The organism is Mesorhizobium sp. M4A.F.Ca.ET.020.02.1.1 (assembly GCF_004022645.1).
Taxonomy (GTDB): domain Bacteria; phylum Pseudomonadota; class Alphaproteobacteria; order Rhizobiales; family Rhizobiaceae; genus Mesorhizobium.
In genome coordinates, this window is sequence record NZ_RZOI01000161.1 from 1 (window position 1) to 9,778 (window position 9,778).

Consider the following 9,778-nt stretch of genomic DNA (forward strand, 5'->3'; position numbering starts at 1 on the left):
GCCGAGCCGTTTTGCCAGCTCCTCGATGACGAAATGGTTGGTGCGCGGCCCCTCGGGCGGATCGATCAGTTTTGGTCCCAGCGTGATGTGCTGGTTGCCGCCGCCCTTGTAGATGTCGTCATGCTCCAAAAACATCGTCGCCGGTAGCACGACATCGGCGAGCCTGGCCGTGTCGGTCATGAACTGTTCGTGCACGCAGGTGAACAGGTCGTCGCGCAGAAAACCCTGCTTCACCAGCCGCTGCTCGGGCGCGACATTGACCGGATTGGTGTTCTGGATGAGCAGCGCCGTCACCGGCGGTCCGCCATAGAGCGCGTCGCTCGCCCCGGTCAGCACGGGGCCGATGCGCGAGTGATCGAGATGACGGATGTTGGGATCGCGCATCGCTGTACCTTCGAGCACGTCCTGGTTCAGCTTGAAGATGCCCGAATTGGAGTGGAAGGCGCCGCCGCCCTCATATTGCCAGGCGCCGGTGACGGCGGCGATCGAGGCCGCAGCGTGCATGTTGACCGAGCCGTTGCGCTGGCGCGAGAAACCGTAGCCGAGGCGGAAATAGGTCTTCTTCGTCGTGCCGACGAGATGCGCGAAGGTTTCGATCTCGGCGACATCGAGCCCGGTGATCGCGGCCGCCCATTCCGGCGTTTTTGTCCGCAAATGCTCTTCCAGCCCGCGCGGATCGTCAGTGTATTTCTCGAGATAGGCGCGGTCGGCAAAACCGTCGCGGAACAGCACATGCATGACCGCGCAGGCCAACGCGCCATCGGTGCCGGGCCTCAGCACCAGGCCCATGTCGGCCTGTTTCGTTGTGGCATTCTCATAGACGTCGATGACGACGATCTTGGCGCCGCGTGCCTTGCGTGCCTTGATCGCGTGGGTCATGACGTTGACCTGGGTGACCACGGCGTTGGTGCCCCAGATCACCACGCAATCCGACTTCGCCATCTCGCGCGGGTCGGGACCGCGCAGCGCGCCCGCCCCCGCCATCCATCCGGTCCAGGCGAGATTGGTGCAGATCGAGCCGAAGAAGCCGGAGTACTTTTTCGCGTGGCGCAGCCGGTGGATGCCGTCGCGCTGCACCAGACCCATCGTGCCGGCATAGTAATAGGGCCAGACCGTCTCCGAGCCGTATGTCTCCTCGGCCTTGATGAACTTCTCGGCGACGAGGTCGAGCGCCGCGTCCCAGCTGGATTCCTTCCAGGCGCCCTCGCCCTTGGCGCGCGCCCTGATCAGCGGCTTCAGCAGGCGGTCGGGATGATGAACGCGGTCGGCATAGCGGGCGACCTTGGCGCAGACGACGCCAGCCGTGTAGCTGTTGGCCTTGGCGCCATGGACGCGGCCAATGCGGTTTTCGTCGAGCAGCTCGACTTCGAGCGCGCAGGTGGACGGGCAGTCGTGCGGACAGGCCGAATGGCCGAATCGCAGCTTGGCGTGCTGGTTCATGGGGGTTGTCTAGCGGGATTCAGGCGCGGCGTGTAGGTCCAGTTTGGGCGCGAGTTGGCACTGTTCTGCCAAGATGTGCTGCGCTGTGGGGTTGCGGCAGTAGGTCTTTTTGCGCGGCGTTGAAACAGCCAATCTCCCCACTTGTGGGGGAGATTGGCTGTCGCTGCCGGTTTCGCCAATCGCCAACCTCGGGGATTGGCGCGACGCCCCCTCACATGCCGAACCAGCGCGCGCGGCGGCTGGAGCCGAAATGCTCCTTGTCGGCGCGCAGCGCGAGCGAGGCTTCGTGGTAGGTGCCGGTCGGCTTCGGGCCGGAGAAGAAATCGACCTCGACCTTGCCGATGCGGCCGCCGCCGAATTCGATGTAGCAGGTGCCGAAGCCGTCATACTGTTTCGCCGTGCCGCTGTTGGTGAGCTTGACGATCAGGTCGCTGGCGACGGCACGCGCCGCACCCTCCGCGAACACGCCGGCCTTCGGCGTGCCGGTGTTGGCGCCGTCGCCCACGGCATAGACGCCGGCATAGTTCGTCTCCAGGGTCCTCGGATTGACCGTGATCCAGCCATTCTCTGCCATGCCGCTGGCTATCACCACGTCGGGCACGCGGTGCCTGGGCACGCCGAGGAACAGGTCGAATTGCATCTCCACGCCGTCGTCGAGGATTGCGACCTTCCGCGCATTGTCGATCGACGCGACGCGGCGGCCCGGAATGAAGCCGATGTTTCGCTCGACGAAGGCGGCGACCAGGGCGCGCGAGGTTTCCGGCGACGGCGGCACCGGGCTCGGCAGCGGCAGCACGAAGTTGATCTCGCAGGCTTCGCGCACGCCGCGCTTGACCAAGTAGTCGTGCAGCATGAGCGCGCATTCGCTGGGCGCCGGCGGGCATTTGTAGGGCGCGCCGCAAACCCCGACCAGCGCCCTCCCCTTGGTGAAGGTGGGCAGAACGTCGCGCAGCCGCTCCGCGCCCGCGACGGTGTAGAATTCGTTGGTGTCGGCGAGCCCCGGCGTGGCGTCGAAATCGTAGTCGGCGCCGAGCGCCACGACGAGGAAATCGGCCTCGTGGACGCCGCCATCGGTGGTGACGCGCCGCCGCTCCGGGTCGATCGCGGTGACCGTCTGCCTGAGCAGGTGCACCCCCGGCTTCGCATAGTTGGAATAAGGCAGGCGCACGGCGTCCGCGGTCCTGTGGCCGAACATCACGTCGAGCTTGGAAAAGCCGAAGACGAAGGCGTCGCTCTTGTCGATCAAGGTGACGTCGATGCCGTCGCCGAAGGTCTCGGAAAGCAGGCTGGTAAGTTCGAGGCCGCCAAAACCCGCCCCAAGGACGAGGACGCGCGGCTTGCTGGAAGTGTTCATGTTATCCTCTCATATTTGCTTGGAATGACGCGCGTCGTACCCAAGGTCCCTATGACCCGTGCCTGAGGGTGGCGGCGTCCTCGGCGAAGATCACGCTGAAAAAGCCGTCGATCATTGTCAGCGTGTCGGCATCGCTCATGCCGGGCAGCGCCGGGAAGTCGCCCTCCAGATCCACCTTCGTCCTGCCGCCCATCGGCGTGTAGCTGTGGGTGAACCGCGCGCCGTCGAAGGCGCCGCCGGTCAGCCTGGTCTCGATGCCGCGCGGCGGATCGAGCCTATGCTGGACCTGCATGGCGAAGGTGCTTCCGTCGGGATTATAGACCTCGGCGTCGAGCGTGACGATGCTGCCGGCCACGCCCGCGAGCCGGTGGCTCTTGAAGGCCAGATGCCGGTGGTTGCCGGCGCTCATATATTCGAACAGCCGCTCCGGCGTGGCGTCGAAGACGGCGATGGCGGGCTTGACGTAATGCACGGTCATGGCGGTCTGCTCCTGCGATTGTGCCAGGGCGCGCGACCGGGAAGCGTCTCGCCGCTCCCCGGCCGCGGCCCACGCGGCCGCGGCTCAGGCGTGCGGCTGCGGGACGATGCGGATGTAGGGCTTCGGCGCCTTCCAACCGTTCGGGTAGATCTTGGCCGCTTCGTCGTTCGACACGGAGCCGGCGATGACGACGTCCTCGCCCTGGCGCCAGTTGACCGGCGTCGCGACCCGGTGCTTCGCGGTTAGCTGCAGGGAGTCGATGACGCGCAGGATCTCGTCGAAGTTGCGGCCGGTGGTCATCGGATAGGAGATCAGCAGCTTGACCTTCTTGTCCGGCCCGATGACGTAGACGTTGCGCACCGTCTGGTTGTCGGCCGCCGTGCGGCCTTCCGCCGTGTCGCCGACGGTGGCCGGCAGCATGTCGTAGAGCTTGGAGATCGCAAGCGTCGGGTCGCCGATCATCGGGTAGTTCGGCGCATGGCCTTGCGTCTCCTCGATGTCCATGGCCCAGCTCTGGTGCCGGTCGACGGGGTCGACGCTGAGCCCGATGATCTTGACGTTGCGCTTGTCGAATTCAGGCTTGAGCTTGGCCATGTAGCCGAGCTCGGTGGTGCAGATCGGCGTGAAATCCTTGGGATGAGAGAAGAGGACGCCCCAGGACTCGCCGAGCCATGAATGGAAGCTGATATGGCCTTGCGTCGTCTCGGCTTCGAAGTCCGGGGCGGTGTCGTTGATGCGGATGGACATGGTGAGTTCTCCTGTATGAATAGGTTGACGCGGCGATACTGACCGACCGGCGTTCCTCCACCGTTCCCCGAATGCGCTTTGCGTGTGCCGGCTCTTTCAATCGGCATCGATCCAGGACTATGGTTGCCCGGGGCATCTGGGGAGCTGAAATGCGTGTAGAGGTGGATTTGCTTGGCCAGTTCCGCGTGTCCGTCGATGGACGCGCGGCTTCCGCGGCCGCATGGCGGCGCACCAGCAGCGTGACGCTGGTCAAATTGCTGGCGCTCGCCCGGCGCCAGCGGCTGCACCGCGAGCAGGTGATGGACGCGCTGTGGCCTGACCTCGAGCCGGAGGCGGCGGCCGCCAACCTGCGCAAGGCCGTGCATTTCACCAGGCGCGCGCTCGGCGCGCATGAGATCATAGCGCTCGACGGCGAGATCGTGGCGCTGGCGCCGGACGCCGAGATCGCCATCGATGCCGCGCTGTTCGAGGTCGAGGCGACGGCAGCGCTGCAGGCGGGCGATAAAGTCGCCTCGGAGCGGGCGGCCCAGCGCTACGGCGGCGACCTGCTGCCGGAGGACCGCTACGCGGAATGGGCGGAAGAGCCGCGCCAGCGTCTGCGCGAGCTCCATGTGCGCCTGCTGGAAGTGGCCGGCCTATGGGAGCGGTTGCTGGCGGTCGACCCCGCCGACGAGCGTGCCGCGCGGGCGCTGATGCAGGCGGCGCTCGATGTCGGCAATCGCGGCGAGGTCGTCAGGCAATTCGAGCGGCTGCGCGAAAGCCTGCGCGTCGATCTCGGCGTCGGCCCGCAAGCGGCGACGGTCGCCATCTACGAGAAGGCGCTGGCGCTCGGCGATGCGCAGCCGACCGGGATCGCCGAGCGGGTGCGCGGGCTTTTGGCCTGGGGCATCATCCAGCTCAACAGCGGCGACTTCGGCGATGCCGGGCGAAAGGGCACGGAAGCCCGTACGCTGGCGATCGCGGCCGCACTCGGGCGCGAGGTCGGCGAGGCCAGCGCGCTGATCGGGCTCGCGGCGCACATGCAAGGCCAATGGCAGGAGCTTTTCCAGTCCGAATTCGTCGACTGGGTTCGCGGCGCGCCAAGTGTTGCCTCCAATGTCTTCGACGGCCATCTGTGCCTGGCGGAATTCTGCCTCTACCGGGCCGGCGGCCATGAACACATGGCAAAGGCGGCGCGCGAGCTTTTGGGCATCGCCGAGGCCGCCGGATCGGTTCCCGGCCGCGTGCTTGCCTCGCTGATCCTCGGCGAGGCGGAGCTGTTCTCGGGGCGGCTCAGGGCAGCCGAGGAGCTGTTGACCAGCGCAGCCCAGCTCAGCGCTGCAGCGCGCGCCCCTTTCGGCGAGGCGCTGGCGCTGCATCGACTCGGCGAAATCGCGATGGCGCGCGGCCAGAAATGGCGCGCCGGCCGGCTCCTGCAGAAGGGCTTGCGCCTTGCCGAATCGACATGGCTCGCCCCGCATCTGCTGATCCGCTTCCAGGCGCTGGCGGTCGAGGCGGCGGCGACGCAATCGCAGGCGATGGAGGCGATCCGGCAAGGCGATCGCCGGCTCGCCGAAAAATGCACCTGCCAGCCCTGCTCGATGGGTTTCCGCGTCGCGTCCTCGATCGCTCTGGCCGAGGCCGGCGAACTCGACCAGGCGGGCCGGCGGATCGACGAGGCCGAGCGGCTGGCCGGCATGTGGCAGGGCGGACCGTGGGTCGCCGCCGTCTGGGAAGCGCGCGGCGTGCATCGCCAGGCGCGGGGCGAAAGCGACCAGGCATCGGCACTGCTGCGCGAAGCGGCCGCGCGCTACGCCGAGCTAGGCCGCCCGCGCGACCGGGAGCGATGCCTGGCGCGGGCGCAAGCGGTCGAGGTGAGGTTGGCCGGGTAGAAGGCGCCTCGCCTTCTCCCCTACTCCGCGATGCCTTCCTCATATTCGGCCGACATCGTCAGCCATTTGTCCTCGTTGGTGGCGAGCGTGGCGGCGAGTTGCGAGCGCTCCTTGGCCAGCCGCGTCGCGGTCGAGGGATCCTTCTCGTAGATCGCGGGATTGGCGAGTTCGTCCTCGATCAGGTCGATGCGCTTGCGGATGCGGTCCATCAGCGCCTCGGTGGCGCGGATTTCTTTCGCCAGCGGTTCGAGCGCGGCGCGGCGCTGGGCTGCTTCGCGGCGGCGGTCGGCCTTGGAGGCCTTGTCTGCTTCCTTCTGTTCGCGGCGGTTGGAGGAAACGCCGGTGACCAGCGTCTTGTAGTCCTCAAGATCGCCATCATAGGGGTTGACCGCGCCGTCCTTGACCAGCCACAGCCGATCTGCGGTGGCCTCCAGCAGATGGCGGTCGTGCGAGATCAGGATCACCGCGCCGGGGAAATCGTTCAGTGCATGGATCAGCGATTCACGGCTGTCGATGTCGAGATGGTTGGTCGGCTCGTCGAGGATGAACAGGTTCGGCCCGTCGAAGGCCGACAGGCCCATCAGTAGCCGAGCCTTCTCGCCGCCGGAAAGATCCTTGGCCGCCGTGTTCATCTTCTCGGTCGTGAGGCCGAACTGGGCGACGCGGGCGCGCACCTTCGATTCCGGCGCCTCGGGCATCAGCCGGCGCACATGCTCATAGGCGTTTTCCTCGGGGCGCAGATCGTCGAGCTGGTGCTGGGCGAAGATCGCCACTTTCAGGCCCGGCGCCACGGTCATGGTGCCGGTCTCGGCCTTGAGCCGACCGGCGAGCATCTTGGCGAAGGTCGACTTGCCGTTGCCGTTGGCGCCGAGCAGCGCGATGCGGTCGTCGGCATCGATGCGCAGCGTCATCTTCTTCAGGATCGGCGCGCCCTCGGTGTAGCCGACATTGACGCCGTTGAGCGCAACGATCGGCGAGGCCACCGTCTTCACCGGCTCGGGGAAGGAAAACGGCCGTACCGTGTCGTTCACGATGGCCGCGATCGGCTTCATCTTCTCCAGCGCCTTCAGGCGCGACTGCGCCTGCCTCGCCTTGGAGGCCTTGGCGCGAAAACGCTCAACGAAGGACTCCATGTGCTTGCGCGCCGCTTCCTGCTTGACGCGGCTCTTCTCCTGCAGTTCGCGCTGCTCGGTGAGCTGGCGCTCGAACTGGTCGTAGCCGCCGCGCCAGAAGGTCAGCTTCTTCTGGTCGAGATGGACGATCGAGTTGACGGCGCGGTTGAGCAGGTCGCGGTCGTGCGAGATCAAAAGCACGGTGTGCGGATATTTGGAGACGTAGTTCTCCAGCCACAGCGTGCCTTCGAGGTCGAGATAGTTGGTCGGCTCGTCGAGGAGCAGAAGGTCGGGCTCGGAGAAGAGCACGGCCGCCAGCGCGACGCGCATGCGCCAGCCGCCGGAGAAGGACGATGCCGGACGCTTCTGCGCGGCGTCGTCGAAGCCGAGGCCGGCGAGGATGGTGGCCGCGCGGGACTCGGCCGAATGCGCGTCGATGTCGGCCAGCCGCGTGTGGACCTCGGCGATGCGGTGCGGATCGGTGGCCGTCTTTTCCTCTTCGAGCAGTGCCTGGCGTTCGGCATCGGCCTTGAGCACGATGTCGATCAGCGGCTCCTCGGTGCCCGGCGCCTCCTGCGCCACCTGGCCGATGCGGGTGTTCTTCGGCAGGCTGATCGAGCCGGTCTCGGACGGGAAGTCGCCGGTGATCGCCTTGAATAAGGTGGTCTTGCCGGTGCCGTTGCGGCCAACAAGACCCGCCTTGGTGCCGGCCGGCAAGGTCAGCGAGGCATGATCGAGAAGCAGGCGCCCCGCCATGCGCAGCGAGAGATCGTTGATGATAAGCATGGCCGCGCTTTTGCACGGCTGGCCGGCGCTTCGCAAGTGCCACGCCTGGACGAGGCTTCGCCAGCGGCCGCGGGCGGCCTGATTGCAAAAAGCGCGGCCGGGGGGAACCAGATGCGTCGCGAGGCGTTTGAGGCCGGTGATCCGCTACGTCGCCCTCGCCTTCATCTTCTTCCAGGTCGCCACGACAGCCGCGCTGGCGACGCAGGTCGTGCTGTTCGACGGTAGTGGCGACGGCGCGGCATCGCTGGAGGCGGCACAACTGGCGGGACAGTGAGCGCGGCGCCGAAGCAGTGTTCGACGCAAACCTGAACGTCAACGCACCGCCGCAACGCGCCGTGCAACCAGATGGTCACACGGCGTCGCTGCGTCGGGGAGCCTTATCTTCGATCCGGAAAATCAGGCCTTGGGCTTGCGCTTCGCCACCTTGGTCGGCTGAGCCGCGGCCGGCTTGCGGCCAAGGCCGGAAGATTTGGCCAGCGCCGAGCGGGTCGCCGAATAGCTGGGCGCCACCATCGGGTAGTCGGGCGCAAGGCCCCATTTGGCGCGATACTCGTCCGGCGTCAGGCCGTGGTCGGTGGCGAGATGCCGCTTCAGCGACTTGAACTTCTTGCCGTCCTCCAGGCAAACGATATGGTCCGGAAACACCGAGCGTTTTGGATTGACGGCAGGATTGAGCACCGGCGCTTCCTTGGCGGCGGCAACGGCGCTCAGCTTGCGCACCGAGGCGCTGACGCTGGCGATCAGATCCGGCAGTCCGGAGGCCGGAAGCGGATTGTTGCCGACATAGGCCGAAACAATGTCGGCGGTCAGTTCAATTGCGGTCTTGTCATCGATATTGTGCAATTTTTTTTCCCTCTGCCGGCGATCAGGTCACCAGCTATAGTTGTAGACTTTTGATGATGTATCGATTTTGACCGTGCTCCCCAACGGATCGACAAGATTCAATAAACCCTGCAGACTCAATACGAGCTGATATTTTCATGGCCTCGGGATTCGCGCAATTTAGAAAATCTAATACTTCGAGACGACAGACTTGGACGGGTCGGGATCGGCCAAAATTTCGAGAATACGCTTCCAACGGGCACAACGACCGAAATCTTTCTGCTCAATAGCCTTTTCCGCCTTCATCGCGGCGTAAAGCGGCGCCTCGGCGCCGAATTCCTTTACCAGCCAATGCGCTTCCTGTCTGGCGCGGCGTTCGTCCTCGTCAAGCATTGTTCCCGGCCTCCGGACCTTCGATGCCCACCGCAATGCAACTGCCAATGACGAGGACGGCCCCGGCAACGGCCGTCGTCGTCAGCGTCTCGCCCGAAAGCGCCAAAAGCAACGTCGAGGCGATCGGCGTGAGATAGGCGGCAACCGCAACCTTGCCGCCTCGGTCGAGCTTCAGCGCCCGCGACCAGAAATAATAGCCGAGCCCCATCGGGCCGGCACCGAGATAGAGCCCGGCAACGACATAGACCCCAACCGGCCAGGCGACGCCGTCGCGCAGGCACCAGGCGAAGGTCAGGGCCACGCCGGCAAGCGCGGACGGCAGCAGGAACCGGTCCGGCGGCGTGGCCAGGCGGCCGACGGCGATCGAATAGAAGGCCATGCACAGCGCCGAGCCGAAGGCTGCGAGATAGCCGGCGGGATTGCCCTGGAACCATGATTGCTCGCGCCCGCCCGAGATGACCAGCGCCACGCCGAGAAAGCCGAGCGCGGCGGTGATGCCGAGCAACACGGGGCGGCGCGGGCTGTCCAGCACGATGATAGCGGCCGCCACCATCAGCGGCCAGGTATAGGCGACGAGGTTGGCCTCGATCACCGACATCGCGGCAAAGGCGATGTATTGCAGGACCATGGTGCCGACGAGGCCGATAAAGCCGACGGCAAAGGCGGCGAGGTTGGTTGTCTCCCCCTTCTCCCCTTGTGGGAGAAGGTGTCGCCGAAGGCGACGGATGAGGGGTGTTCCAGCTTGGCAACGACGGCGATCCGGCCAACACCCCTC

Annotated in this window: 10 protein-coding genes; 2 read left to right on the plus strand and 8 right to left on the minus strand. The window is 66.0% G+C overall.

Annotated elements, in window-relative coordinates; genetic code table 11:
* From EN742_RS13020 to EN742_RS13035, 4 genes are all read right to left on the minus strand, one after another.
* The coding region (locus tag EN742_RS13020) for a molybdopterin-dependent oxidoreductase (RefSeq protein ID WP_128332887.1) at positions 1-1,440 on the minus strand (1,440 nt) is incomplete at its 3' end.
* Between the two features lie 211 nt (positions 1,441-1,651).
* Complete coding sequence (locus EN742_RS13025; protein WP_126055577.1) at positions 1,652-2,794, minus strand: FAD/NAD(P)-binding oxidoreductase; 1,143 nt, start codon at positions 2,792-2,794, stop codon at positions 1,652-1,654.
* 49 nt (positions 2,795-2,843) lie between these two features.
* Positions 2,844-3,272 (minus strand): hypothetical protein, encoded by a 429-nt coding sequence (locus EN742_RS13030; RefSeq protein ID WP_126055578.1) that lies wholly within the window; start codon positions 3,270-3,272, stop codon positions 2,844-2,846.
* 84 nt (positions 3,273-3,356) lie between these two features.
* A complete protein-coding gene (locus EN742_RS13035; RefSeq protein ID WP_126055579.1) occupies positions 3,357-4,019 on the minus strand; it encodes a peroxiredoxin in 663 nt (220 codons plus the stop codon).
* A gap of 149 nt (positions 4,020-4,168) precedes the next feature.
* On the opposite strand from EN742_RS13035, the gene EN742_RS13040 reads away from it, so the two are divergent.
* The gene (locus EN742_RS13040) at positions 4,169-5,890 is read left to right on the plus strand and encodes a BTAD domain-containing putative transcriptional regulator (RefSeq protein ID WP_127421821.1); all 1,722 of its coding nucleotides are present in this window, start codon (positions 4,169-4,171) and stop codon (positions 5,888-5,890) included.
* Between the two features lie 20 nt (positions 5,891-5,910).
* Here EN742_RS13040 and EN742_RS13045 read toward each other — a convergent pair whose 3' ends face one another.
* Positions 5,911-7,788 (minus strand): ABC-F family ATP-binding cassette domain-containing protein, encoded by a 1,878-nt coding sequence (locus EN742_RS13045; RefSeq protein ID WP_128332888.1) that lies wholly within the window; start codon positions 7,786-7,788, stop codon positions 5,911-5,913.
* 136 nt (positions 7,789-7,924) lie between these two features.
* Here EN742_RS13045 and EN742_RS38065 point away from each other — a divergent pair, with 136 nt between their 5' ends.
* Complete coding sequence (locus tag EN742_RS38065) at positions 7,925-8,062, plus strand: hypothetical protein (protein ID WP_189347935.1); 138 nt, start codon at positions 7,925-7,927, stop codon at positions 8,060-8,062.
* Between the two features lie 122 nt (positions 8,063-8,184).
* On the opposite strand, the gene EN742_RS13050 is transcribed toward EN742_RS38065, so the two are convergent.
* From EN742_RS13050 to EN742_RS13060, 3 genes are all read right to left on the minus strand, one after another.
* Positions 8,185-8,631, minus strand: a complete 447-nt coding sequence (locus EN742_RS13050; protein ID WP_126055582.1) for a MucR family transcriptional regulator — start codon at positions 8,629-8,631, stop codon at positions 8,185-8,187.
* A gap of 168 nt (positions 8,632-8,799) precedes the next feature.
* Positions 8,800-9,003 carry a hypothetical protein gene (locus EN742_RS13055; RefSeq protein WP_127407798.1) on the minus strand — a complete coding sequence of 68 codons (204 nt, stop codon included), beginning with the start codon at positions 9,001-9,003 and terminating at the stop codon, positions 8,800-8,802.
* Positions 8,996-9,778, minus strand: a 783-nt coding sequence (locus tag EN742_RS13060; protein WP_128332889.1) for an EamA family transporter, incomplete at its 5' end; no start/stop codon positions are given. The genes EN742_RS13055 and EN742_RS13060, both read right to left, overlap by 8 nt.